We start from the raw sequence: 25,373 nt of genomic DNA on the forward strand, positions 1-25,373 counted from the left end.
AGTGATGTTTTTATTTTGTCTATAAGTCATAGATAAAGAGGCTAGGACCTTCACCTGCCTCTTTACCATCTCATTTGTAGGTTTCTTATTTAGCTGCTGCCAAATCTTTATCAAACTGTTGTAATTTAGTAAGGAATTGATCTTCCTTGATCTTACCGTTATAGGCATCACTCATAAGAGCAGCACTTTCAGTCCAGAAGACTGACATTTGACTGAGTTTAGGCATAACAGTTGTGTATTGGTCAGATGAACCCATAGTAATTACAGCTTGTGCAAGAGCATCCTTTTGAACGGCTTCAGAAGCTTGAACTTCTTTGTTAGCTGGGATGATATGACGTGATTCAGTAGTGAATTGGTTATTTTGACTGTCTTTGCTTGTCAAAGCTTGTGCCAATTGGTAAGAAGCAGCAATACGTTCAGCGTTACCTTTAGATGGTGTTTGGTTAACTGCGTAAAGTTTTACACCCATGAAGGCTTTTTGTTGAACGTCTTGACCACCGATATTAACTGTTGGGTAAACAGCAACACCAAGATTGTCTTTACCGACAGCTTTAGCAGCTGCAGCGTAGTCCCATGGTCCTGATTGGAAAGCATCAACAGAACCATCTTCGAATTTAGCCATCATGTTAGCTGAATCAACATTAACAAATCCTTTGTTGTCTTTTTGAGCTGCGATGAATTTAAGAACGTTCACACCAGCTTCATTGCCCCAGTTAGTCCCTTTAACATCTTCACCATTTTGACCAAAGAGTGTGTCACCAACTGAAAGGAAGAGAGGACCAGTTACATAAGCATTAACTTCTTTCAAGTTGCTACCAAATTTTGCTTTAGAAGTGATTGTTTCATATGATTTAACATCTTCTTCGTTAAGTTTAGATTTATTGTAGTATGTAACTTGTGTTTCGATACCGTATGGGAAGGCATAAGTTTTACCTTTGTATTGAGCACCTACGGCAGCTTGCTCAGTATCTTGCTCAGCAATTTCTTTTGAGTATTGCTCTGGGATTTCTTGGATAGCTCCAGCGTCTACCAATTTACCGAGTTGGTCATGTGGAAGTGAGAAGACATCTGCAGCAGTAGAAGCATCCTTAGTCAAGTTTTCTTGAGCATTTGGATCTTCCATTTCAACCATGTCAACTTTATAGCCAGATTTCTTTTCAAATTGTGCGACTGTGTCTTTGTATGACTTCTTAGCACCTGTTGGTACCCAAAGTTTCAAAGTCTTACTATCTGAGCTTGAACTCTTGCTTGAGTTAGACCCACAAGCTACCAAGAGCGATCCAGCAACTAGTAATCCTGCACTACCAAGTAGCACTTTTTGCCATTTTTTCATTTCGAATTCCTCCAAAAAATTAGTTTACTGCTATATTATGCAACCGTTTTCATTTTCTGTCAAGTAATTTGTTATAAAAAAATTATTTTTTTGCAATCGCTTGCAAAAATACTTGAAGTTCTCTGCTTAAATGCTATAATATTACCTTGATAGTAATTATATTGGGTAATTCTCACACTTCAGCAAATTAGATTATGAATAGAAACGAGAGGGATATATATGGCTACAATTAAGGATGTTGCCAAGAAGGCTGGTGTCAGCCCGTCGACAGTTAGTCGAACGTTAAAAGATAATCCGGCTATTTCAGAAGAAACCAAGATTAAAGTCAGAGCGGCTATGGATGAATTAGGGTATGTTCCTAATATAGCTGCGCAAGTATTGGCGACTGGCTTAACACATAGTTTAGGTGTTATACTTCCACCTTTAACAAATCGTGAAAATATTAGCCAACCCTTCTATATGGAAATTCTAACAGCGATTAACGAAGAAGCTAGTTGTAATTCTCAGGTTGTCAGCATCGCTACTGGAGCAACTTTAGATGAATTGGTTAAGCAAGTTAAACTGATGCATCGTCAAAAACGTGCAGATGGATTTATAATCCTCTATTCAGAAACAAAAGATCCTGTTAAAGATTATCTCTTAAAAGAAAAAGTTCCTTTTGTAGTAATTGGAGCAGCAGTGGACAATGTTAATAAAGTTACTTATATCGATAATGATAACAAGGCAATAGGGCAAGAAGCAGTTTCGTATCTTAATTCCAGAGGTCACCAAACCATCGGCTTTGTCACAGATGATCTTTTTGGTCAGGTAGGCCAAGAACGTTATCAAGGTTATAAAGATGCTGTTAGTGAGTTGCATATAAAAAGCTTACCTGAACTTGTTTTCTCATCTCAGACGATTGATTCGTTTAAAAAGCACTTGCGAACTTTTCTACCTACAGCATTGGTTGTTAAAGATGATCTTGTTGCCCTTCGGCTTATCCAATGGGTAAACAATCAAGGAATAAAGATTCCGAAAGATTATTCTATTATCTCCATTAACAATTCTTCGTTTGCAGAAATCATGCATCCTTTCTTAACAACCTATGACATTAACATTCAGGAACTGGGAAAAGAAAGTGTTCGCAAATTAGTTGCTATCCTGAAAGATGAAAATACTAAGCCTCAGAAAGTAACTATTCCCTTCCATCTCATTGAAAGAGAAAGTGTAACATCTATATAAAAGGATCATAAAAAAATGGTTAGACAGAACTAGTTCCGACTATTTTTTATATTCGAAGTTGACGTATTTTTCAGAAAACTAAGAGCCCGTGTATCTAAAAAAGCTATAATTTAGATATGAAAGCGTTTATTTCACGAACATTCATTCAAAAAAATATAAAAAAATCCCATTTTTTTGTTAAAAACTCTTGACTTATGCAAGCGTTTGCATTATAATCATAAGTGTAAAAAATAATTTGAGGTAAACTTTATGAACAAACGAGCAAGCGGTGTTTTGATGCACATCACATCACTACCAGGTGACTACGGGATCGGTTCTTTCGGTCAAGCAGCCTATGACTTTGTTGATTTCTTAAAAGAGACAAAACAAACTTACTGGCAGATTTTGCCACTTACTACAACAAGTTATGGGGACTCACCTTACCAATCATTCTCAGCGGTAGCAGGAAATACACACTTTATCGATTTGGATTTCCTTATTCGTGACAAATTTTTAACTAAAGCTGATGTTAAAGATGCTGACTTTGGGTCAGATCCTGAGTTTATTGACTATGCTAAAGTGTACGAAGCACGTCGTCCAATCCTTGAAAAAGCAGTAAAAGCTATCTTGGCAGATAAAAAAGAAGCTAAAAAATTCCAAGCTTTTAAAACTAAAAATGCTAACTGGTTAGCTGATTATGCTGAATTTATGGCTATTAAAGAACACTTTAATAACAAAGCTCTTCAAGATTGGGATGATAAAAAAGCTGTTAAACGTGATAAAGCTACTCTTGCTAAACTTCGTAAGGAGCTTGCTGAAGTGATTACTTATCACGAAGTAGTTCAATACCTATTCTTCAGTCAATGGGCTGAACTTAAAGCTTATGCCAATGAGAATGGTATTCAAATCATTGGTGACATGCCAATTTACATCTCAGCTGATAGTGTTGAAGTTTGGACGCAACCACATCTCTTCAAACTAGATGCAGAGTGTAAACCACGTTACATTGCCGGAGTTCCACCAGATAACTTCTCAGCTACTGGTCAGCTTTGGGGTAACCCAATCTACGCTTGGGATAAACACAAAGCTGAAAATTATGCTTGGTGGGTATTCCGTATCCAAGAATCATTCAAACTTTATGATTACTTGCGTATTGACCACTTCAAAGGTTTCTCTGACTTCTGGGAAATTCCTGGTGGAGATGAAACTGCTGAAAATGGTGAATGGGTTCCAGGACCTGGTTACGATCTTTTCAAAGTGGTTAAAAAAGAATTGGGTGACCTTAACATCATCGCCGAAGACCTTGGAAATATTGATGATAAGACACGTCAACTTCTTGCAGACTGTGGCTATCCTGGAATGAAGATTGTACAATTTGGTTTCTATGATACAACTGGAAACAGTATTGACATTCCACACGTCTACACACAACACTCAGTTGCCTATACAGGTACACACGATAACGAAGTGGTTAACGGCTGGTACGATAATTTAACACAAGAGCAACGTGATTACACAGATGCTTACATCAACCGCCGTCAAGGTGAACCTATCACACGTGCCCTTCTTCGCACACTCTTTGCAACAGTAAGCGACACTGCTATTGCGACTATGCAGGATATCCTTGATAAACCTGAAAATAGCCGTACCAACTTCCCTAACACAGTTGGTGAAAACTGGAAATGGCGTATGCTTCCAGGTGAAATCACTGTCGATAAGAAAGAATTTTTGACAGACATTACAGAAAGATATAATCGAGGTAATAACTAAAATGGCTACATTTACACAATATGTTGAAGCAAAAAACAAAAATCTTAAGGACCTTTCAAACGAAGAAATCTATTATCTTTTGTTGGAATTCGTAAAAGAAGCAGCTGCTCCAAAACCTAAAAACGATAGCAAACGTAAAGTTTACTATATCTCAGCTGAATTCTTGATTGGTAAACTTTTGTCTAACAACTTGATCAACTTGGGCATCTACAAAGATGTTAAAGCTGAATTGGCTGCTGCTGGTAAATCAATCAGCGAAATTGAAGACGTCGAACCAGAACCATCTCTTGGTAACGGTGGTTTGGGACGTTTGGCTTCATGTTTCATCGATTCTATGTCAACACTTGGCATCAACGGTGAAGGTGTTGGTCTTAACTACCACTGTGGACTTTTCAAACAAGTCTTCAAAGATAACAAACAAGAAGCAGAACCAAACTACTGGATTGAAGACCAATCATGGTTGGTACCAACTGACATTTCTTATGATGTTCCATTCAAAAACTTCACTTTGAAATCTCGTTTGGATCGTTTGGATATCTTGGGTTATAAGAAAGAAACTAAGAACTACCTTAACCTCTTCGATATCAATGGTTTGGACTATGATTTGATTGAAAAAGGAATCACTTTTGATCAAGACGAAATCCAAAAGAACTTGACACTTTTCCTTTACCCAGATGATTCAACTCGTAAAGGTGAGCTCTTGCGTATCTACCAACAATACTTCATGGTATCAAATGCTGCTCAACTTTTGATTGACGAAGCTATCGAACGTGGATCTAACCTTCACGATCTTCCAGATTACGCTTACGTACAAATCAATGATACTCACCCATCAATGGTTATTCCTGAATTGATCCGTCTTTTGACAGAAAAACATGGATTTGAATTTGATGAAGCAGTGGCAATCGTAAGCAAAATGGTTGGTTACACAAATCACACTATCTTGGCTGAAGCCCTTGAAAAATGGCCTCTTGACTACCTTGAAGAAGTTGTTCCACACCTTGTTGTTATCATCAAAAAATTGGATGCTATCATTCGTGAAAAATTCGAAGATCCACGTGTTCAAATCATTGACGAACACAACCGTGTTCACATGGCACACATGGATATTCATTTCTCTACAAGCGTAAATGGTGTTGCAGCACTACACACAGAAATCCTTAAAGCATCTGAGTTGAAACCATTCTACGACCTTTATCCAGAACGTTTCAACAATAAGACTAACGGTATTACATTCCGTCGTTGGTTGGAATTCTCAAACCAAGAACTTGCTGACTACATTAAAGAATTGATTGGTGATGATTACCTTACTGATGCCACTCAATTGGAAAAATTGGCTGCTTTTGCAGATGATCCTGCAGTACACAAACGTTTGTCCCAAATCAAATACGATAACAAATTGGCTCTTAAACGTTACCTTAAAGCCAATAAAGGTATTGACCTTGATGAAAACTCAATCATTGATACTCAAATCAAACGTTTCCACGAATACAAACGTCAACAAATGAACGCTTTGTATGTCATCCACAAATACTTGGAAATCAAAAAAGGAAACCTTCCAAAACGTAAAATCACTATCATCTTTGGTGGTAAAGCAGCTCCTGCCTACGTTATTGCTCAAGACATCATCCACTTGATTTTGTCACTTTCTGAACTCATTAACGATGATCCAGAAGTAAGCAAATACCTCAACGTTCACTTGGTTGAGAACTACAACGTAACAGTTGCTGAACACCTTATCCCAGCGACAGATATTTCAGAACAAATCTCATTGGCTTCTAAAGAAGCTTCAGGTACAGGTAACATGAAATTCATGCTTAACGGTGCCCTTACACTTGGTACAATGGATGGTGCCAACGTTGAGATTGCTGAATTGGTAGGACCAGAAAACATCTTCACGTTCGGTAAAGACTCTGATACAATCATCGACCTTTACGAAAAAGAAGGTTATGTATCACGTGATTATTACAAAAAAGATGCTAACATCAAAGCAGCTGTTGACTTTATCGTAAGCGAAGACCTTGTTAAACTTGGTGATAAAGAACGCTTGGAACGTCTCCACAAAGAACTTATCTCTAAAGACTGGTTCATGACATTGATTGACTTGGCTGAATACATCGACAAGAAAGAAGAAGTATACGCAGCTTACGAAGATCAAGATGCATGGAACAAAAAAGTTGTTTACAACATCGCTGAAGCAGGATTCTTCTCATCTGACCGTACAATCGAACAGTATGACAAAGACATCTGGCACACAAAATAAAAATCTAGTTGCATAGAAGGAAACAAGATCAGAAATGGTCTTGTTTTTTTTGCATGAAAAAATACAGCTAACTATCTCTATTAGCTGTATTTACATAAATAAACTTATGTTATTTCGTGTGGTAATTCAATATATCATTTATATATGCTTCTTTATTTGATGAATCATAAGTTTTAGATGTTGAGTATTTTAGATAATGGATTTCATCTTTGGCAGTCCTGGATTCTTCTTGAAGGTAAGAATCTGTAATGGTAATCTTAAAATCCTCACTCTTACCCGTTAGGTCCAAGCTTAGCGGAAAATTTGTAAATTCATCTGAGTAAAATGCTTTCTTATAAAAGAGATACCCATCTCCTCTAAAAGAATTTAAGTGAGGGAATGTTGTTATATTGTATCTTCCATCCCAATAATTCCCATACTTTCTATTATCGTAGTCATCAAAGAATTCCTGAATTATTTCTTTGTTATCATAATTCTTTTCAAAGGTAATGAAGGGAGCTTGCCAATCCCATATTGGAATGTCACCTCCATATCAAAGCCTGGACCGACTTCAAATACTTTATGATCGAAATAGTTTTGATATTCTTCATAATGGTTTTCAGTAGAGGTCACCTGTCCAAATGGTAAAGTCATATTGGTATTATCAGTAAAAGTGATATGCAAAAAAAGACTTCGCGGATCAATTCCTTTATCGATATATTGGCCTATCTTATAGGTAGACAAATCATCAGGAAAATCGTCTTTTCCAAAGTGTAGGACTTCAATCTCAATATCTTTGACAACTTTCTTTTGAGACTTTATCTTTTTAACGTTGTAATGATAAGCCTTGTAATAGTAATTACCTTTATCATAGAGATAAGGCTTATAGGCTCTTTGGTAACTGTTAAAAAGAAAAATACCTATACCAGCAATAAGAAGAAGCGCTAGTATGATTTTCAGTTTTTTACAATAACTGCGTAATTTTTTTATCATCCATAACCCCCATGTTTTTACTATTATATCATGAAAATAAGTGTTCCCAAGCCATCTTCGTGTACTTTGTCACCGTTTTCCTTTATAATATAAGTATCACATTACAAGAGGAGACCTCATGAAATACATTGTAAACACATCAAATGATCCTGCCTATAATATTGCTTTGGAAGCCTATGCCTTTCGTGAATTGGTAAATGAAGATGAATTATTCATTCTCTGGATTAACCGTCCAGCTATCATTGTTGGGAAACACCAAAATACCATTCAAGAGATTAACAAAGAATATACAGATGCTCATAATATTAAGGTCGTTCGTCGTTTGTCTGGTGGTGGCGCTGTTTATCACGATTTGAACAACCTTAATTATACCATCATCTCTAATAAGGCAGATGAAGGCGCATTTGACTTTAAGACTTTTTCTCAACCAGTAATCGCAACACTTGCTGATTTGGGAGTTAAGGCTGAATTTACTGGCCGTAATGACCTTGAAATCGATGGTAAAAAGTTCTGTGGAAATGCTCAAGCTTACTATAAAGGTCGTATGATGCACCATGGTTGCTTGCTCTTTGACGTTGATATGTCCGTTCTTGGCCAAGCCCTCAAAGTCAGCAAAGACAAGATTGAATCTAAAGGCGTTAAGTCTGTACGTGCCCGTGTGACAAACATTGTAGACGAATTGCCAGAAAAGATTACCGTAAACGAATTCTCAGATAAAATCTTGGAAAAAATGAAGGAATTTTATCCTGACATGGAAGAATACGTCCTTTCTGAAGATGAATTAGCAAAGATTCAAGAGTCTTACGAGAAACAATTTAATACTTGGGATTGGACTTACGGACAGTCACCAGAATACACAGTAGAACGTAATGTTCGTTACCCAGCTGGTAAAATTTCAACCTATGCCAATGTTGAAAATTCAATCATTAAATCTGTTAAGATTTACGGAGATTTCTTTGGTATCGGAGATGTATCAGATATTGAAGACTTGTTGGTCGGAATACCTTACGAGTACGACGATGTCTTGGCTAAACTTGAAACTATTGATACAACACATTATTTCTCACGTATGACAACCGAGGAGGTTGCAAAAGCTATCGTAGCTTAATCATTGTATTAACAATCTGGAAAATTCCAGGTTGTTTTTTTCTTTTTTGATTGACTAAGTGAGTCTCTAGATAGGCTGACCGGTAAATCTATAAACCCTCTAAGAAAAAATACCTTATAACATCTTTCCGAAAAACTGTAATTTTCTTGAAAGAAAGATATAGGTGTGATATACTTCTATTAAGTAATTATGGAGAAATAAACCAATGAAACGTGAACTTTTACTGGAAAAAATTGAAGAATACAAAGCTCTCATGCCGTGGTTCGTCTTGGAATATTACCAATCGAAACTATCGGTACCGTATTCTTTTACGACCTTATATGAATATCTCAAGGAATATAAACGCTTTTTTGACTGGTTGATTGACTCAGGCATTTCAGATGCTGATGAGATTGCCTCAATTGACATCAAAACCCTAGAAAATCTTACAAAAAAAGATATGGAATCGTTTGTCCTTTATCTCCGTGAACGTCCCTCTTTAAATACCTATTCTACAAAACAAGGTGTCTCTCAAACAACCATTAACCGGACACTTTCAGCTCTATCTAGTCTCTATAAGTATTTAACCGAGGAGGTTGAGGGTCCTGATGGTGAGCCATATTTCTATCGTAACGTCATGAAAAAAGTTTCTACTAAGAAAAAGAAAGAAACTTTAGCTGCTCGAGCTGAGAATATCAAACAGAAACTCTTTCTAGGCGATGAAACCATGGAGTTCCTTGATTATGTAGAAAAAGAATATGAAGTCAAACTATCAAATCGCGCAAAATCTTCGTTTTTTAAGAATAAAGAGCGAGATCTAGCCATTATTGCCTTGCTACTGGCTTCAGGTGTTCGTCTTTCTGAGGCTGTTAATCTGGACCTTAAAGACATCAATCTAAAGATGATGGTCATTGATGTTACTCGAAAAGGTGGCAAACGAGACTCAGTTAATGTAGCAAGTTTTGCAAAACCTTATCTTGAGTCTTACCTTAGTATACGTGATAAACGCTATAAGGCTGAAAAGCAAGACCTTGCCCTATTTTTAACGGAATATCGAGGTGTGCCTAACCGTATTGATGCTTCAAGTATCGAAAAAATGGTTGCTAAATATTCTCAGGATTTCAAGATACGTGTAACTCCCCATAAATTACGACACACCTTGGCTACACGTCTTTATGATGCTACCAAGTCTCAAGTTTTAGTTAGTCACCAACTTGGCCATGCTTCTACTCAGGTCACTGATCTATACACGCATATTGTTAATGATGAGCAAAAAAATGCCCTAGACAATCTATGATAAGTTTACTACTAGCCATTCCAACTCGGAATGGTTTTGTAATTTACATAAATTTAATTATGCAATAAAGTGATTTAGAATAACATAACTTTATTTATGTAAAATAACCCACGCAAAAACAAGCTTTCCATTTTGGAGAGCTTGTTTGTTTTCACTAATAATCTTTAAGCGTAGATTCAACGGCTGCTTTTTCTTTGTCAATCAAGTTTACTCGTGCGGCAATTGTCTTAATTCCCATCAAGATATTACGTTCTAGGCCCTTATCGCTTGTTTGTGGCTCAAAGAATGCAATATACTGATTAAGACGTTCTTGAGTTTTAAAGACCGATGCTGGGATATTAACAAAGGTATCAAAGCTCATATCTCCACCAAGGGCAGCCTTAATCCATTCCCAATTCTCTTTAGCCCAGTTCCAAATGGTTTCTTGAGCATAAGATTTATTAAGGAAGCTTAGGTACCAAAGGTACAAATCTTGAGGTTTAACAACATTTTTATCCTTCAAATGACCTAAAACGTAGTCAAGACCTTCTTGATTTTTAAGGTAAGCGACTGCTTGAGTCAATTGACGACGGAAGTTACTATCGTTGGTTGCAACGTAAGCATTCACATATTCTTCAACAAGCTCAAGACTGTTTTCTTGTTTCATTTGGTTGATAAGGACAAGACCTCGGACACTTGCTGGAATGTTTTCGAAGTTTTCTTTATGTGCTTGGAAAACACTTGCTGCTGCTAAAACGGCTGGTTGATAGTCTGCTTGAATCAAATAGCCAAGCATTGTTTGACGTACCATCTCGTCTTCATCTGACTCGCCTTCTTTGGCTTCAAAACCAAGACGCTTAAAGTCATTTTGGAATTGACGGCGTACCAAGGCGTTGTAATGCACTTCTGCTTCTGTATCTTCATCAATAAAACGCTTCAAACCACTAAGAATTTGTGATTTAGCTTGAGCAATCAAGAAGCTTTCTTCTTTTTCAACCAAATCAAGCAGAGTGATTAGGCTTGCGTAAGAAATACGTCCACTTTCAGCTAAGAGACGACGTTCTTGCAAGATTTGAAGTTTACTTACAGTATCAAGGAGTGCAAATTCATCAAGGATATTGTCCAAGAGCTGTCCTTGGTAATCTGTGATGTAGTGAGCTGTATTTGCTGTGTTGAGACGGAGAGCCCCCTCATTTTGGGCTACAAGTTGACTATAATTTGGAATCTCAATTCGTTCTACTGAAAGTGTATCTGGTAGACCCTTCCAATTTGAGTTCAATGGGATTTCCCAAAGTCGACCTTTATCCTCGTGTTCACCAATGAAGAACTGTTTTTGACTAAGGACAAGCGTGTCATCAACAACTTCTGCATTAACCACTGGGTAACCTGGTTGTTCCAACCAAGTATCCATAAAGCTAGAGACATCTTTTCCTGAAGCATCTGAAAGGGCATCCCAAAGATCACGTCCAACAGTGTTATTATATTGGTGCTTTTCAAAATAAGCTTTAAGTCCTTTGGCAAAGGCTTCATCACCTAGCCAACGACGCAACATGTGCATGAGACGGCTACCCTTGGCATAAACGATGGCACTGTCAAAGAGGGTATTAATCTCATCAGGATGATTGACTTCCATATGGACAGACTGAACACCATCTGTAGCATCACGTTGGAGGGCATGTGGTACACCAGTTGTTTGGAAATCTTCAAAGATGTTCCAACTTGGTTCAATAGCATCTACTGAAACATATTCCATCATGTTGGCAAAACTTTCGTTAAGCCAGAGGTCATCCCACCATTTCATCGTTACAAGGTTACCGAACCATTGGTGAGCTAATTCGTGGGCAACAACAAGGGCTACCTGTTGACGGCTTACAGCAGAGCTATTTTCATCTACAAGAAGGTAAACCTCACGGTAGGTAACAAGTCCCCAGTTTTCCATAGCACCTGCTGAGAAATCAGGAAGGGCAAGGTGGTAAGACAATGGAATAGGATATTTTACTTGGAAATAATCTTCGTAGAAATCAATGACACGAACTGCAATGTCAAGCGCAAAGTCAACACTGTTTGCTGCTTGTGCAACTGTAGCGAAGACGCCGACTTCTGTACCGTTTTGAGTTTTAGCGGTTTTACCTTGGAGAGCTCCAAACCCAAAGGCTAGGAGATAAGTTGACATACGTGGTGTTGTCTCAAAGGTCCAAACGCCAGTTTCTTCACGGAGATGACTATTGATTTCAGGCATATTTGACAAGGCAATATCGCCTTCTTCAGCGTCAAATTTCAATGAGAAATCAAAGGTCGCTTTAGCTTCTGGTTCATCAATAGATGGGAAAGCTTCACGCGCAAAATGAGATTCAAACTGTGTTGAAATGATTTCCTTCTTCTCACCATTGTGGGTGTAATATGATGGGTAGATCCCGGTCATATTGTCCGTAATACGACCGGAAAATTCAATGACAAGCGTTAAAACTCCAGTCTCTGGAAGTTCAATATGTAAAGCCTCATTGGCATCATCCATTTGAAAGTTTAGTGATTCATTATCCAAGAGAATAGAATGGATGGTAAGGTCTTTTTGGTGAAGGGAGATATGGTTATCAAGGGCTTCACCTGTAATGGCAACATTCCCTGTAAAGGTCTTTTCAGAACGATTAATATCCAAGAAAAGATTATAATTTTCAGGGATGAAACTTTCGATAAAACGAGCAACAGATGCTGTCATACGTATATACTCCTAACTAACTTTTCGTATCGAAACAGACTGACAAATGTTTCGATATTAGGTACTTTACTTTAAAAGAAAAGGACCTGAATTTATTCAATACAGACCCATTATAACATAGATTGCAAGCTTTGCCTACAGTTCAATGATTTTACCGGATTTGAGATAGACGACCCATTCGCATAAATTACGGGCGTAGTCACCAATGCGTTCCAAGTACATGAGTACTTGGAAATATTCTTTGGCAGCGAAAGCTGCATCTGGATTTTTCCGGACACCTTCTACCGTCATGGATTGGATATCACGGAAAAAGTTGTCAATGATTTCATCTGAAGCTGCGATTTCATAAGCACGTTTTTCGTCAGCATTCAAGTAAACTTCAAGAGCTTCTTCAACCATATGGCGGACTGCTTTCCCCATTTTCTTGATCTCAGCTTCAATATCAGCCATTCGGTTTTCACCCTTAATACGGATGGTTGCCTTTGCGATGGCAACGGCATGGTCACCCATACGCTCGACGTCACTAGATGCTTTTAGTGCGGTGATAACAGTACGTAAATCACTTGATACAGGTTGCTGAAGGGCAATAATTTCAAGCGATTTTTTCTCAAGCTTGGTTTCGTAGTTATTGACAATTTCATCGTTTTCAATAACTTCTTTAGCCAATTCACGGTCATGGCTGATGAAGGCACGTACTGCTTTTTTGAGCTGAGCAGCAACTTCGGTACCCATGGCATAAAATTGATTGTGGAGTTTTGCTAATTCTTCCTCGAAGGGTGTTCGTAACATCATAATTGGTAATGAATCCGTCCTTTCTTAACCGAACTTACCGGTAATGTAATCTTCTGTTTCTTTGTGTTGTGGATTAAGGAACATATGCTTAGTCGATGAATATTCAATGAGTTGTCCATCAAGGAAAAAGCCTGTTCGTTGGGAAATACGACTAGCTTGTTGCATAGAACGAGTAACAAGCAACAAAGTGTACTGGTCTTTTAGGTTGTAGAGGGTTTCTTCGATTTTTCCTGCCGAGATAGGGTCCAAAGCTGATGTTGGCTCGTCAAGTAGGATAACCTTTGGTGATGTTGCAAGAACCCTTGCGATACAGATACGTTGTTGTTGTCCTCCCGAAAGGCCGAGAGCTGATTCATGGAGACGGTCTTTTACTTCTTCCCATATTGAAGCACCTTTTAGAGATTCTTCGACTGCTTTATCAAGGACTGCTTTGTCTTTGATACCATTGATACGAAGTCCATAAACCACGTTTTCATAGATAGACATGGGGAAGGGATTAGGTTGTTGAAAGACCATACCGATTTGCTTTCGTAACTCAACAGTGTCCGTTCGAGGACTATAGACATTATGACCATTGTAAGATACTGCTCCAGTAAGCGTCCACTCAGGGTTTAAATCTCCCATTCGGTTGATAGAACGGAGCAAGGTTGATTTTCCTGATCCTGAAGGTCCGATAAGGGCTGTGATTTCATTTGGATAGAAATCCATGGTCACGTTATTAAGGGCTTTTTTCTTATTAAAATACACCGATAAATCATTGATGGAAATGATTGGTTCAGTCATAGATGCTCCTTTCTATCCAAAGCGTCCTGAGACATAGTCACTGGTTGACTGTAGGGCAGCATCTTGGAAGATTTTCTTAGTTTTGTCATATTCGATGAGGTCACCAAGGTAGAAGAAAGCTGTATAATCACTAGCACGCGCTGCTTGTTGCATATTGTGCGTTACGATGATAATAGAGTAGTTTTCCTTAAGTTCAAACATGGTTTCCTCTAGTTGCATCGTGGCAACAGGGTCCAGTGAGGCGGCAGGTTCATCCATGAGAAGGATACGTGGTTTAACAGCAATGGCCCTTGCTATACAAAGCCGTTGCTGCTGACCGCCTGATAGGGTAAAGGCTGATTTATGAAGATCATCTTTTACCTGATCCCAAAGTCCAGCCTGCTTAAGTGAGGTTTCAACAATTTCATCCAAGGTTTGTTTGTCTCTCACCCCTTTACGTTCGTGGGCAAAGGTAATATTTTTATAAATAGACTTGGCAAAAGGATTAGGACGCTGAAAGACCATGCCAATATGTTTGCGCATTTCATAAACATTGATATTACTAGCATTAACATCGACGCCTTCATATAGAATTTGTCCAGTGACCTTGGCAATATCAATAGTATCATTCATACGGTTTAAACTACGAAGGAAGGTTGATTTTCCACATCCCGAAGGTCCAATCAGAGCCGTAATTTTATTTTTTTCGAACTTCATATCAATACCTTTGATGGCTTCTTTTTGGCCATAGTAGACATGTAAGTCCTTGGTTTCAAGAGCGAGCTCCTTCTCTGGGAAGGTGATAATATGACGCTCATCCCAATTGTATTTAGTCATGGTAACTCCTTTAAGCGGATGTTAATTTCTTATGGAGGTAAGCTCCCAAACGACGTGCACCAAAGTTGAAAATCAAAATGAAAATCAAGAGTACTGCCGCTGAACCAGCTGATACAGCTGTAGCGTCAGGTGTCGTCCCTTCAGAATTGACTTTCCAGATGTGAACAGCAAGCGTCTCAGCTTGGCGGAAGATCGAAATCGGACTAGAGATAGAAAGTGGATTCCAGTCACTCCAGTTAAGGGCCGGTGCTGATTGACCAGCTGTGTAAATAAGTGCTGCTGCTTCCCCAAAAATACGGCCAGATGCAAGTACAATCCCAGTTACAATTCCTGGTAAGGCCTCTGGTACGACAACATAACAGATGGTTTCCCAGCGAGACAAGCCTAAAGCAAGACCTGCTTCACGCTGGGTATGGTGAACCGTTCTTAGACTATCTTCAACAGTACGTGTCATTTGTGGTAGGTTAAAAACGGTAAGTGCCAAGGCACCTGATAGAATTGAAAAACCATACTGAAATTGGACAACGAAAATCAAATAACCAAAAAGTCCAACTACTACTGATGGTAGTGATGAAAGAATCTCAATACAAGTCCTTACAAAGTTTGTGAGTCTTCCTTTTTTAGCGTATTCGGAAAGATAAATACCTGCTCCCATTGAAAGAGGAACAGAAATAATCAAGGTAATCACTAAAAGAAAGAATGAATTGTAGAGTTGAACACCAATTCCTCCTCCGGCTTTGTAGGACGATGATCGACTTGTCAAGAAAGACCAGCTAATGTGTGGTAACCCACGAACCAAGATATAGAGAATCAAGGCTGCTAGTATTGTTACAATAATGCCAGCAATCACATAGAGTGTACCGATGGCAATTTTATCAATTTTTTTAGCGTTCATAATTTCTCTTTCTTTCACGGGTAATGAATTTAACCAACATATTGAAACCGAGGCTCATTAATAAGAGTACCAGGGCAAGTGACCAGAGGACATTGTTTGAAACTGTGCCCATGACGGTATTTCCGATTCCCATAGTCAATACAGATGTCAAGGTTGCTGCCGGTGTGGTTAAAGAAGTTGGAACCACAGCAGAATTTCCGACGACCATCTGGATGGCAAGAGCCTCACCAAAGGCACGGGCCATACCGAAGATAACGGCCGTGAAGATACCTGGTTTAGCCGCATTAAGCGTCACTCGCCAAATGGTTTGCCAGCGAGTAGCCCCCATGGCAAGACTGGCTTCACGATAGTGACGTGGTACCGCACGAAGCGTGTCTGTCGTCATAAAGGTTACGGTTGGTAAAATCATGACGAACAAGACAAAGGTACCTGAAAGGATACCAAATCCTGTACCACCAAAAATGAAACGAACAAATGGGACCACGACTTGGAGACCAATGAATCCATATACAACAGATGGTATCCCAACCAAAAGTTCAATAGCAGGTTGCAGGAATTTAGCTCCCTTAGGAGAAATTTCAGTCATAAAGATGGCTGCCCCAATAGCAAATGGCGTTGCTACTAAGGCTGAAAGTAAGGTAACCACGAATGAGCCCAAAATCATTGGCAGCGCCCCAAACTTGCCCTCAGATGGTGACCAATCCCCACTAAAGAGGAACTCAATCAAACTAACCTTATTGACAAAGAAAGTAGCTAGTCCTTTTTGGGCTACAAATAGTAAAATCATTGCTACAATGAAAACAATCAAAGCTAGGCAAAGAAAAGTGATTGTTTTACCAAACTTTTCGAGGCGTGAATTTTTAGAGGGTGATGTTAACTGCTTCACCAAATCTTCATTTTTCATGCTTACTCCTCACTCTTCTTTGTGACTTTACCATCAGCATCCTTTGTTACTTTCATACTATGGATGGAAATGTAACCCATTTTTGAAACGACGTTCTCTTGAACCTCGTCGCTCATCATATAGTCTAGGAATTGTTTTGTATAACCATCGGGCTTACCTTTAGTATACATATGTTCGTAAGACCAGATTGGCCAATCATTAGTTGCAACATTTTCAGCCTTTGGTTCAAAGCCATTAAGCTTCAATGTTTTAACAGAGTCATCAAGGTAAGCAAATGATAAGTATGAAATCGCTCCAGGCGTTTGAGCGACAATTGACTTAACCATTCCGTTAGAATCTTGCTCTTGCGTGCGAATAGGAGATTTTCCGTCCATAATGACAGCATCAAAAGTGGCACGTGATCCTGAACTTGCTGCACGGTTGATGATGGTAATGTCCAAATCCTGTCCACCGAGTTGTTTCCAGTTTGTAATTTCGCCTGTGAAAATTTTGCGAAGTTGCTCTGTTGTTAGGTTGTCAACAGAAACTTCTTTATTGGTAATAACGGCAATGCCAGCAACAGCAACTTGAAAGTCAACAAGCTTACTAGCATCTATTCCAGATTTTTCCTCAGCAAAGAGATCGCTGTTACCGATTTGGACAGCTCCAGATTGAACTTGTGAAAGTCCTGTACCGGAACCACCCCCTTGGACATTAACAATTTTTTCAGGGCTCTTTTCAGCGAAACCATCTGCTGCTGCTTCCACTAAAGGTTGAAGAGCCGTAGACCCAACTGCTGTAATGGACTGACCACGGTCAATCCAAGAGGCACAGCCAGTTAAGACTAGTGTGGCCATTGCTAGTGATAAAATCACTGCAAGGACTTTTGTTTTTTTCATTTTTGTCCTCCGAGATTTTTGTAACAAAATAGCGTAATATATAGGCTTCTAAAAGACATCTCTTTAATTATACCAAGGATAGGATGATTAAGTCACATTAAACTTTGATTACAGGCTGTCAGATATGGTATCTCAACCCCTTTGGATAGTAATTTTTTACGGTATTTCCAACGACTTTGGCAAATCCAAACCCATTACCGTCAACCAATAAATGATACCAACCGTTGGGAAGGGCTTGGTCTAAAGTAACCACATTGCCTGAAACATACTGGGCAAACTGCTCTTGATTGAGGGATAGACTTGAAACAACTTCATCAGAGGTTAGTGCCATTCCGAGTGCAAAACTTGGTTCGAAACGTTTCTTCTTGAAGATTCCTAGATGCAACCCGTTACGAGCGATTTTCACTTTGGAAAGATCTGGAAGACCATTAGGAAGTAAGTAAAGATTATCTCCAAAAACCTGAAGTAGACCATCTAGATGTGTTTTAAGGTACTTTTTAGCAAAGGCTTCCCAAAGTTGCTTCTGCTCCTTATTAAGGTTAGATTTTCCTTCTTTGATACGCTTTTGCTCGGTTAGGCGCTGATCTTGAAATTTTGCCACAAATTGCCCTTCACCCTTAAAACGATGCGGATACATTCGAGCTGTTTCTGGAAAATTGATTCCATGACACATACCATTTTGTTTCGGAATGTCTACCAATTCAAGGTCAGGGTAATTCTCTAAAATCCAAGAGACCACACCTTCATTCTCCTCAGGGGACCAGGTGCAGGTTGAGTAGATTAATTGGCCACCTGGGGCAAGCATCTTCAAACCATCTGTTAAGATGTCCTTCTGCAATTGTGCTAGCTCACTCGGATAGTCCTTGTGCCAATATTGGATTGCATCAGGGTCTTTGCGGAACATTCCTTCACCAGAACATGGTCCATCAAAGACAATCGTATTAAAGTAATTTTTGAAAACTTTAGCTAGTTTATCGGCTGACGTATTAGTCACCACGACATTTCTAGCACCAAAACGTTCAATATTTTCAACTAAAATCTTGCTACGTTTGGGATTGATTTCATTGCTAACGAGCAGTCCTGTATTGTCTAGATAGCTTAGAAGATGGGTAGATTTTCCACCTGGAGCAGCTGCTAAATCTAAGACACGACTTCCCTTGGTTGGAGCTGCAACTTGAGCGACCATTTGAGCTGCAGGTTCCTGAGAATAGACCAAACCAGTCGCATGGTCAGAAGATTTCCCAGAAATTTTCCCGTAATGACCCCAAGGTGTTTTAGGAATAGCATCAGGATAGTTTTTCTGCTGCTTTTTAAGAGGATTTGTGCGATAGGCAGATACGGCTTCCTGGTCAAAAGATGCGAAGAAGTTATCCGCTTCTTTACCCAATAAGTCAGTGTATTTTTCTACAAAATCTAATGGAAATTCCATAGTTTCCTTTCTATTAAAAAACTGGACCAACCAAGAGGACTTATGGTCCTGATTTGTCCAGTATACTTATTCAATTAATCTTTAGAGCTCATAATGGTTTTAATGTCATTGAGCTTTGCTTTAGGAACAAGCATTACCGCCTGACGACTAGAGTAATCAAGAGCTTCTCCGTTAATGGTCTCAAGCTGATAACCTAATTTTTCGCCCATAATACTTGCTGCAGCATAGTCCCATGGGTAAATGACAGAAAAATAGGCTAAAATTTGACCGGATAGGACTTTTGACATACTTAAACCGGCACCACCATAAACACGTACGCCCAAGGTTTTATTAATAAAGCTTTGGAGGCCATGAAAATTTTTAGCAAACATGGCTGCATTACTAGCAACTAGACATCGATTTAAAGGACGATCTTGATATACTGGAAGTAACTTGTCATTACAATAAACATCGAATTGGCCACCACCATAGAAAAGTTCATCAGCCATGACGTTATAAATGAGGCCGAATTTTCCTTGGCCCTCTTCGTAGTAAGCAATCATGACACAAAAATTTTCTTGTTGAACAATAAAATTGACTGTTCCGTCAATAGGATCCAAGACCCAGACATTGCCATCTTTTATATCATGAACTAGGCCATTTTCTTCTGCAAAAATATGATCCGTAGGGAAAGCAGATTGAATCCTAGCAACGAGTAAATCTTGTGTTTGCTTATCAATATTAGTTACTAAATCATCAAAAGCTGTCTTTTCTTCGACTGTTATCGTTTTTGACAAACTGTCTTTAATAAAATCTCCAGCTTCTTTTATGATTTCTTTTGCGAAACTCAATTTATTTTCCAAGTGAGATTAATCCTTTATCTTGTGCTTTGGCGGCTTTGATAGCTTGGTAGGTTGAAAAACCGCTAGCTTCTTCAAAAGCCTTGTCGAGTTGCTTTTCAGGTGCCTTTCCGGGGACAACAATCTTAAATGCTTTATAGGCTTGCAAGAGTTGATCACGATCAACCTTGCTTTCGTATGCTTTTTCTACCTGACTCAAAAAATTAAGCACTGTGGTAATTTCCTCAGTGCTCCACGATGGATCGAGTGGGTAGGAATAATTTCCTTTAGTCATTGTTACCCTCAATTTCAGCACGAATGGTCGCTTGACGTAGTTCTTGCTTTCTATAGTCACGAGGCAAAAAAGCACGAATTTCATCTTCATTAAACCCAATTTGCATGCGTTTGTTATCCATAATGATGGGTCGACGAAGAAGATTTGGATATTCAGAAATCAATTGAATAAGTTCCTTGATAGTTAAATCATCTACATCGATGTTTAATTTTTGAAAGACTTTTGAACGGGTTGAAATGATATCCTCTGTACCATTTTCTGTATAAGACAAAATCCTCATCAACTCATCGTGGGTCAATGGGCTTGTGATAATATTGTGTTCGTTAAAAGCAACTTCATGATTGGTCAACCAGGCTCTTGCTTTCCTACAGCTGGTGCAGCTAGGTGATAAAAATAAAGTTACCATGCAAACGCCCCTTTCACTTTAACATTCCTAATTATTATACAATATTTGTATAGTTTTGGCTACGCTTTCTTAAAATTTTCTGCGATATTTTTGTCTGTATTCAATTGTTCACAAAGTTCATCTATGCTATTAAACTTAACCATATCACGGATATATTCTAGCCAGAAGACTTCAATCGTTTTCCCATAGATGTCGCCTTCAAAATCAAAGATGTTGGCTTCAAGACGCAGTTCTGTCCCTCCAAAGGTGACATTTTTACCCAAGCTGGTCATAGAACGATAGCGTTTTCCATCAATGACGACGTCAGCAACGTAAACCCCATCAGCTGGTAGAAAGGTTCTATCAATTGGTGCTAGATTGGCCGTTGGAAAACCAATAGTGCGTCCACGCGCATCTCCGTGGACCACAATACCTCGTGTAGAGAATTCATGTCCCAAGAGGTTATTAGCCTCTTTAACCTTACCTTCTCTAATCAACTGGCGAACACGAGTTGATGAAATTTTTTCACCATCACTTTGTTGCTCTTCAATGACATGTACCCTTCCAGAAAAATTTCGAGCTAAATAGTCTGCATCCGTTCGATGGTGTCCAAACTTGTAATCAAATCCCACAACAACCTCTTGAGCCTTCAAACGATTAATATAACGAGCAATGAAGTCATCAGAACTGGTTCGGGCAAAATCACTATTGAAATCTGTTAAATAAAGTTGATCTGTTCCGTAAGCTTCAAAAAGATCACAACGTCTTTGAGGTGCAGTGATATGAAGAAGGAGATCATCTGTATAGCGTTGGAATGTCAGTTGCGGACTCTCGTTAAAGGTAAGGACAGCTACTTCAAGCTGTTTCTCATCAGCAATCTGGCGTGCCTTATCAAAAAGGACCTTATGACCACGGTGAAGCGCATCGAAGTAGCCTAAGACAAGGACTGTTCCCTTCTCCTGATGGATATCTTTATAATCGTTAATGGACGTTACTTTCATTGGATTAATACTTTTCTAGGTTTATAGACGTGATGTCGCTTTTCCATGATGGCTAGAACCTTGTCACCCAAAAAGGCAGCTACCAGAGGTTCTTGGCTCCCTAAGGAAATAAAGCGACCAAATGAGATTTCTTTGGCATCTTCTTCAGTGACTTGCACAACCGGTAGGTCCTGAACACCAAATTCGATAGGGAGTAAGAAAGACTCATCCCCTGCTTCTACCATTTCTGAAATTTGTGAGAGAGTTAGGGCTAAATCTAACGTTAACCCTGCTGAAGCTGTTCGACGCAGAGCAGACATGTGGCTAGCATAACTAAGTTTAGCACCTAAGTCGACAGATAAGGTACGGACATAAGTTCCTTTGCTACAAGCAACACGGAAGGTAAATCTTGCAGTGTCGTTTTCAAGCTTAATAGGTGAGGTACGAACAAACTCGGTAATTGTCACTTGGCGTTGTGGACGTTCGACTTCTTGGCCGGCGCGTGCATATTCGTAAAGTTTTTTCCCGTTGACTTTAACTGCTGAGTACATCGGTGGGATTTGTGTGATTTGGCCCTCAAAACTAGACATGGCTTTATCAACAGATTCTTCATCCAGCTCTGTTAAAGGTGTTGTTTGGACGACGTCACCGCTAGCATCTTCGGTCGTTGTCGAAAAGCCAATGGTAATCTCACCCTCATAGACCTTGCCAGCTTCAGTCATGTATTCAATGACACGAGTAGCCTTTCCAACTGCTATGGGTAAAACACCAGTAACATCAGGATCTAGGGTTCCACCGTGTCCGATTTTCTTTTCATGTAAAATTTTGCGCAGTTTAAATACTGCATCGTGACTGGTCATTCCAGCTTCTTTTTTTAGATTAATAATTCCTGAAATCATACTTTTAATTATATCAAAAGCAAGCATAAAGAGCTAGGTAGAAACATAAAGAGGCCAAGAGTAAATTCTCTAGCCTCTTCAGATGTTTATAACGTCACATTTACTTCTTCTTTTTAATCAATATCCCTTTTGAGGTCGCTATCTAGCTCAAAGAAAGGCTGGATATCTTGGACATACTCTAGGACGCCCTGAAAGTCTCCTTTATCGTCTCGTACAGCAGCATAGGTGACGTAGACGAATTTTCCTAGACGTTCAGATTTGAACCACATTGGTACTTGGTCACGCTCACCACTTCTGAGTAAGTCAAAGATTTTCTTGACCTTGTCAAGGACTTTTGGCGGATGACAAAGTTCAACATTCCGTCCAATTTGACTAGGTGTTCGTTTAAAGACCATTTCATTGGCTGGAACATTGTCGTTATAGTATTGGAAAATATCATCTTTATTAACGAAAGTGATTTCCAAAGGGAGATGATTGAGGATGAGATTGGCCTGTTCAACAGATAGATAACCATTGCCAAAAGGCTGTGTAGTTTCTCTATCTACGACAGTTTCAGCCTTTGGTTTCGGTGTGAAGCTGATAGTGAATTGCCCTTCAAGGGTATCTATGACACGAGTATTGCCGATATTCTCCTCAGCTTTTGGACTAGACTTTTCTTCTAGTACAGTATCATCAAAACGCTCTCGCTTAGGCTTCCAGATAGCTGTAGGCTTTATAATAGCATAGCCATAGGCATCGCTCTCCTCAGCAATGGAAAGCCAATCATCCTGCGTGAAGGTTTCTAGCAGAATCATAAGTAGGATGGCTTCTTCCTTGAAAATCATAGCTTCAAACTCTTCCGAAAAGGCTTCAAATGCTTTTGAAAACTCTTCTAAAGTACTTTCTGGAAGTGCTTTGAGTTTAGCTTCTGCTACTCTAAAAAGTTTTCGGATGTCATCGTCTACACCCCACATCACTTTTGGCGGGGAGTCATGACCGTAACGCTCCATAATTGGAAAGAAGAGCTTTTCTTTACGTGTGTAATGATTATGGAATTGACCAAGTAATGACATCTGATGCTTAAGCCCATTTACTAGGTCAGATTTAAACTCTTCATTTTCAGGCTTACTGATATTTTCTACGATACGTCGAATACGGAGAATAGCTGAACGTAGGGCTAAATTCTCTTGTTTAAACACATAAACAGGGTGGCCTTCTTGATCAGCGTCTGCTACCTCCACATCTGCAATGGCTCCTTTAAAGAGGTTAGCATGTACATTACAGAGGCTCATGACATCTTCAAAAGTAACTCCTTCTTCAGATGCCATCAGTTCATGTTCCATCATAGAGATTTCAAGGGCAGAAACGCCCTTGAAGTGTTGATTGAAGCGCTCTTGAACACTCTCAGGACTGGCTCCATGGTGCAAATCTAGTAGAATTTCTTTGAGTATTTGAATACGATTGTTTTCCATATCAGTCTCCGATGACATCATATCCATTGAATAGTAAGGTTTGCTTAATTTTATCTAGGGGAATATTAGCTAACTTAGAGCCAGCTTTTAGACTGGTTACCTTACCGACAGTATTTAGCATAGCAGGGTTGGACAAGGGCTTGAAACCGAGATCAATCAGTAAATCCTTAACCTCTGGATGCTCTTTAATGATGGTTGCGACTGGTTGTGATAAATCTATAGTGTTGGTTGTCATTGTGACCTCCTAATAACATATTTACTACTACCATTATACACGAGAATAATGAAAAAAGGCCAACAAACCTTGATACGTACCGTGTCAAGTAGACAATTGAAATAAATAAAATGTGAGGAACCAGGTTGCTTTGGGTTAAGCAGTCTGGTTTTTCTTATCGGCAATAGTTTTCCAGTAATCTCTATATTTTTTAGATTGTTTAATTGGATAATATGGAGCTTGTTCTGGATTTTCTTGTGCTTCAGCTCTCACTTGAGCTGGTGTTTTCCCATTGAATCTCTCTTGGGGATCATGATATAGGTAATAGTGAATGGTCTTTTCGTAAGCCTCTTTCATCTCTTCAAAACTTGACACATTAGGATAAAGAACTGCTCTCATTTCCTTTATAATTCCCTGCCAGCTCTCCATTGGCCCATTATCGATACAACGACTGACTCTAGACATTGACTGTGTCATGCCCTGCGCTTTCAACATGTAGGTAAAAGATCGCCTTGTAAATTGAAATCCTCGATCACTATGCAGTAAGGCATGGCTATCCGGAAATTCTTTAAGGGCTTTTTTAATGGCTGAATTTACCAATGCCGTGTCATTCCTGTTACTGATGGAATAACTGACAATATAACGGTCATATAAATCAAGTACTCCACATATGAAGAGTTTTTGTTTTGTTCCTGGAACTTTTTCTTCGGTCACGTCTATACACCATTTTTCATTTGGGTGTTCAGAATTAAAGTCACGGTTGAGAACATTCTCAGCTGTCTGGTCTGGTTTTGAGAAGGTGTAACGTTTTTGTTTCTTGTATTTTGTCTTATTAGAATAAATACGATTAACACACATGATACGTGCGACAGTTCGTCGGTAGATTGGCTTTTCACCATCTACTAGATCATTGTTCAAGGCAAGTGTCATTTTACCTGAACCGAATAAACCATTATTAGTTTTAGCGATTTCTAAAATACGTTCAAGGATGGCCTGATCTCTTACTTCTCGCTGACTAGGCTTATGGTTTAACCATTTGTAATAAGCAGCACGGCTCATTTGAGCTAACTGACACATCCAGCTGATAGCCCACCCTTTTTCTTTGTGGCTTGTTTTAATGAACTGATATAACTTCAGTTTCAGAGCACGATTTTGAGCGATTAGTCTTTGCTTAGGTTCTCCTGTAACCAACTCCTTTCTAATTCTCTCAGTTTTTT

Annotated in this window: 23 protein-coding genes; 5 read left to right on the forward strand and 18 right to left on the reverse strand. The window is 39.0% G+C overall.

The genetic code is table 11. The features are described from left to right. Positions 1 to 85: 85 nt before the first annotated feature. Positions 86 to 1,333 (reverse strand): extracellular solute-binding protein, encoded by a 1,248-nt coding sequence (locus tag PCY14_RS04525; RefSeq protein WP_164376233.1) that lies wholly within the window; start codon positions 1,331 to 1,333, stop codon positions 86 to 88. Positions 1,334 to 1,552: 219 nt separating this feature from the next. Here PCY14_RS04525 and PCY14_RS04530 point away from each other — a divergent pair, with 219 nt between their 5' ends. From PCY14_RS04530 to glgP, 3 genes are all read left to right on the forward strand, one after another. After that, positions 1,553 to 2,554, forward strand: coding sequence for a LacI family DNA-binding transcriptional regulator (locus PCY14_RS04530; protein WP_021145381.1), 1,002 nt, complete (start codon positions 1,553 to 1,555; stop codon positions 2,552 to 2,554). A gap of 249 nt (positions 2,555 to 2,803) precedes the next feature. Next, entirely contained in the window at positions 2,804 to 4,303 is a 1,500-nt protein-coding gene (gene malQ, locus PCY14_RS04535; RefSeq protein ID WP_008534629.1) for a 4-alpha-glucanotransferase, read from the forward strand. 1 nt (position 4,304) lies between these two features. Beyond that, complete coding sequence (gene glgP, locus PCY14_RS04540) at positions 4,305 to 6,566, forward strand: glycogen/starch/alpha-glucan family phosphorylase (RefSeq protein ID WP_301363200.1); 2,262 nt, start codon at positions 4,305 to 4,307, stop codon at positions 6,564 to 6,566. Between the two features lie 453 nt (positions 6,567 to 7,019). Here the strand turns inward: glgP and PCY14_RS04545 are convergent, their stop codons facing one another. Beyond that, complete coding sequence (locus PCY14_RS04545) at positions 7,020 to 7,538, reverse strand: hypothetical protein (protein WP_301363201.1); 519 nt, start codon at positions 7,536 to 7,538, stop codon at positions 7,020 to 7,022. 118 nt (positions 7,539 to 7,656) lie between these two features. Here PCY14_RS04545 and PCY14_RS04550 point away from each other — a divergent pair, with 118 nt between their 5' ends. Both PCY14_RS04550 and xerS read left to right on the forward strand, forming a co-directional pair. Further along, positions 7,657 to 8,646, forward strand: coding sequence for a lipoate--protein ligase (locus tag PCY14_RS04550; protein WP_002888352.1), 990 nt, complete (start codon positions 7,657 to 7,659; stop codon positions 8,644 to 8,646). A gap of 205 nt (positions 8,647 to 8,851) precedes the next feature. Then, entirely contained in the window at positions 8,852 to 9,922 is a 1,071-nt protein-coding gene (gene xerS, locus PCY14_RS04555) for a tyrosine recombinase XerS (protein WP_060933960.1), read from the forward strand. 154 nt (positions 9,923 to 10,076) lie between these two features. Here xerS and PCY14_RS04560 read toward each other — a convergent pair whose 3' ends face one another. The 16 genes from PCY14_RS04560 to PCY14_RS04635 form a co-directional block, all read right to left on the reverse strand. Then, on the reverse strand, positions 10,077 to 12,617 hold the full coding sequence (locus PCY14_RS04560; RefSeq protein ID WP_301363202.1) for a M1 family metallopeptidase: 2,541 nt from the start codon (positions 12,615 to 12,617) through the stop codon (positions 10,077 to 10,079). A 135-nt stretch (positions 12,618 to 12,752) separates the two neighbouring features. Further along, entirely contained in the window at positions 12,753 to 13,406 is a 654-nt protein-coding gene (gene phoU, locus PCY14_RS04565) for a phosphate signaling complex protein PhoU (RefSeq protein ID WP_301363207.1), read from the reverse strand. A 27-nt stretch (positions 13,407 to 13,433) separates the two neighbouring features. Then, complete coding sequence (gene pstB / locus PCY14_RS04570) at positions 13,434 to 14,192, reverse strand: phosphate ABC transporter ATP-binding protein PstB (protein WP_002888363.1); 759 nt, start codon at positions 14,190 to 14,192, stop codon at positions 13,434 to 13,436. 12 nt (positions 14,193 to 14,204) lie between these two features. Continuing rightward, positions 14,205 to 15,008 (reverse strand): phosphate ABC transporter ATP-binding protein PstB, encoded by an 804-nt coding sequence (pstB, locus tag PCY14_RS04575; RefSeq protein WP_143567283.1) that lies wholly within the window; start codon positions 15,006 to 15,008, stop codon positions 14,205 to 14,207. A gap of 10 nt (positions 15,009 to 15,018) precedes the next feature. Further along, the gene (pstA, locus tag PCY14_RS04580; protein ID WP_037612764.1) at positions 15,019 to 15,903 is read right to left on the reverse strand and encodes a phosphate ABC transporter permease PstA; all 885 of its coding nucleotides are present in this window, start codon (positions 15,901 to 15,903) and stop codon (positions 15,019 to 15,021) included. Then, the gene (gene pstC / locus PCY14_RS04585) at positions 15,893 to 16,807 is read right to left on the reverse strand and encodes a phosphate ABC transporter permease subunit PstC (protein WP_002888366.1); all 915 of its coding nucleotides are present in this window, start codon (positions 16,805 to 16,807) and stop codon (positions 15,893 to 15,895) included. The genes pstA and pstC overlap by 11 nt, the downstream gene beginning before the upstream one ends. A 2-nt stretch (positions 16,808 to 16,809) precedes the next feature. Next, a complete protein-coding gene (locus tag PCY14_RS04590) occupies positions 16,810 to 17,685 on the reverse strand; it encodes a phosphate ABC transporter substrate-binding protein PstS family protein (RefSeq protein ID WP_021151881.1) in 876 nt (291 codons plus the stop codon). A gap of 118 nt (positions 17,686 to 17,803) precedes the next feature. Continuing rightward, positions 17,804 to 19,114 (reverse strand): RsmF rRNA methyltransferase first C-terminal domain-containing protein, encoded by a 1,311-nt coding sequence (locus tag PCY14_RS04595; RefSeq protein WP_301363203.1) that lies wholly within the window; start codon positions 19,112 to 19,114, stop codon positions 17,804 to 17,806. Positions 19,115 to 19,188: 74 nt separating this feature from the next. Further along, on the reverse strand, positions 19,189 to 19,956 hold the full coding sequence (locus tag PCY14_RS04600) for an inositol monophosphatase family protein (protein WP_002888374.1): 768 nt from the start codon (positions 19,954 to 19,956) through the stop codon (positions 19,189 to 19,191). Beyond that, positions 19,946 to 20,227 (reverse strand): UPF0223 family protein, encoded by a 282-nt coding sequence (locus PCY14_RS04605; protein WP_301363204.1) that lies wholly within the window; start codon positions 20,225 to 20,227, stop codon positions 19,946 to 19,948. The genes PCY14_RS04600 and PCY14_RS04605 overlap by 11 nt, the downstream gene beginning before the upstream one ends. Beyond that, positions 20,220 to 20,633, reverse strand: a complete 414-nt coding sequence (locus PCY14_RS04610; RefSeq protein WP_002888379.1) for a Spx/MgsR family RNA polymerase-binding regulatory protein — start codon at positions 20,631 to 20,633, stop codon at positions 20,220 to 20,222. Before PCY14_RS04610 ends, PCY14_RS04605 begins: the two co-directional genes overlap by 8 nt. Positions 20,634 to 20,692: 59 nt before the next feature. Further along, on the reverse strand, positions 20,693 to 21,613 hold the full coding sequence (locus PCY14_RS04615; RefSeq protein ID WP_301363205.1) for a bifunctional riboflavin kinase/FAD synthetase: 921 nt from the start codon (positions 21,611 to 21,613) through the stop codon (positions 20,693 to 20,695). Next, positions 21,610 to 22,491, reverse strand: a complete 882-nt coding sequence (gene truB, locus PCY14_RS04620) for a tRNA pseudouridine(55) synthase TruB (RefSeq protein ID WP_293917117.1) — start codon at positions 22,489 to 22,491, stop codon at positions 21,610 to 21,612. Before truB ends, PCY14_RS04615 begins: the two co-directional genes overlap by 4 nt. 113 nt (positions 22,492 to 22,604) lie before the next feature. Continuing rightward, a complete protein-coding gene (locus PCY14_RS04625; protein ID WP_293917115.1) occupies positions 22,605 to 23,942 on the reverse strand; it encodes a DUF438 domain-containing protein in 1,338 nt (445 codons plus the stop codon). 1 nt (position 23,943) lies between these two features. Beyond that, complete coding sequence (locus PCY14_RS04630; protein ID WP_004182516.1) at positions 23,944 to 24,177, reverse strand: DUF1858 domain-containing protein; 234 nt, start codon at positions 24,175 to 24,177, stop codon at positions 23,944 to 23,946. Positions 24,178 to 24,312: 135 nt separating this feature from the next. Then, a partial coding sequence (locus PCY14_RS04635) for an IS3 family transposase (protein ID WP_301363206.1) occupies positions 24,313 to 25,373 on the reverse strand: 1,061 nt, incomplete at its 5' end.

This window comes from Streptococcus sp. SV2 (assembly GCF_030440175.1).
Classification (GTDB): Bacteria; Bacillota; Bacilli; order Lactobacillales; family Streptococcaceae; genus Streptococcus; species Streptococcus raffinosi.

What these genes read in the sequence shown, in the direction of transcription:
- PCY14_RS04525 (WP_164376233.1), bottom strand. Translation starts at nt 1,333, where the DNA reads ATGAAAAAATGGCAAAAAGTGCTACTTGGTAGTGCAGGATTACTAGTT.
- PCY14_RS04530 (WP_021145381.1), top strand. Translation starts at nt 1,553, where the DNA reads ATGGCTACAATTAAGGATGTTGCCAAGAAGGCTGGTGTCAGCCCGTCG.
- malQ (WP_008534629.1), top strand. Translation starts at nt 2,804, where the DNA reads ATGAACAAACGAGCAAGCGGTGTTTTGATGCACATCACATCACTACCA.
- glgP (WP_301363200.1), top strand. Translation starts at nt 4,305, where the DNA reads ATGGCTACATTTACACAATATGTTGAAGCAAAAAACAAAAATCTTAAG.
- PCY14_RS04545 (WP_301363201.1), bottom strand. Translation starts at nt 7,538, where the DNA reads ATGATAAAAAAATTACGCAGTTATTGTAAAAAACTGAAAATCATACTA.
- PCY14_RS04550 (WP_002888352.1), top strand. Translation starts at nt 7,657, where the DNA reads ATGAAATACATTGTAAACACATCAAATGATCCTGCCTATAATATTGCT.
- xerS (WP_060933960.1), top strand. Translation starts at nt 8,852, where the DNA reads ATGAAACGTGAACTTTTACTGGAAAAAATTGAAGAATACAAAGCTCTC.
- PCY14_RS04560 (WP_301363202.1), bottom strand. Translation starts at nt 12,617, where the DNA reads ATGACAGCATCTGTTGCTCGTTTTATCGAAAGTTTCATCCCTGAAAAT.
- phoU (WP_301363207.1), bottom strand. Translation starts at nt 13,406, where the DNA reads ATGTTACGAACACCCTTCGAGGAAGAATTAGCAAAACTCCACAATCAA.
- pstB (WP_002888363.1), bottom strand. Translation starts at nt 14,192, where the DNA reads ATGACTGAACCAATCATTTCCATCAATGATTTATCGGTGTATTTTAAT.
- pstB (WP_143567283.1), bottom strand. Translation starts at nt 15,008, where the DNA reads ATGACTAAATACAATTGGGATGAGCGTCATATTATCACCTTCCCAGAG.
- pstA (WP_037612764.1), bottom strand. Translation starts at nt 15,903, where the DNA reads ATGAACGCTAAAAAAATTGATAAAATTGCCATCGGTACACTCTATGTG.
- pstC (WP_002888366.1), bottom strand. Translation starts at nt 16,807, where the DNA reads ATGAAAAATGAAGATTTGGTGAAGCAGTTAACATCACCCTCTAAAAAT.
- PCY14_RS04590 (WP_021151881.1), bottom strand. Translation starts at nt 17,685, where the DNA reads ATGAAAAAAACAAAAGTCCTTGCAGTGATTTTATCACTAGCAATGGCC.
- PCY14_RS04595 (WP_301363203.1), bottom strand. Translation starts at nt 19,114, where the DNA reads ATGGAATTTCCATTAGATTTTGTAGAAAAATACACTGACTTATTGGGT.
- PCY14_RS04605 (WP_301363204.1), bottom strand. Translation starts at nt 20,227, where the DNA reads ATGACTAAAGGAAATTATTCCTACCCACTCGATCCATCGTGGAGCACT.
- PCY14_RS04610 (WP_002888379.1), bottom strand. Translation starts at nt 20,633, where the DNA reads ATGGTAACTTTATTTTTATCACCTAGCTGCACCAGCTGTAGGAAAGCA.
- PCY14_RS04615 (WP_301363205.1), bottom strand. Translation starts at nt 21,613, where the DNA reads ATGAAAGTAACGTCCATTAACGATTATAAAGATATCCATCAGGAGAAG.
- truB (WP_293917117.1), bottom strand. Translation starts at nt 22,491, where the DNA reads ATGATTTCAGGAATTATTAATCTAAAAAAAGAAGCTGGAATGACCAGT.
- PCY14_RS04625 (WP_293917115.1), bottom strand. Translation starts at nt 23,942, where the DNA reads ATGGAAAACAATCGTATTCAAATACTCAAAGAAATTCTACTAGATTTG.
- PCY14_RS04630 (WP_004182516.1), bottom strand. Translation starts at nt 24,177, where the DNA reads ATGACAACCAACACTATAGATTTATCACAACCAGTCGCAACCATCATT.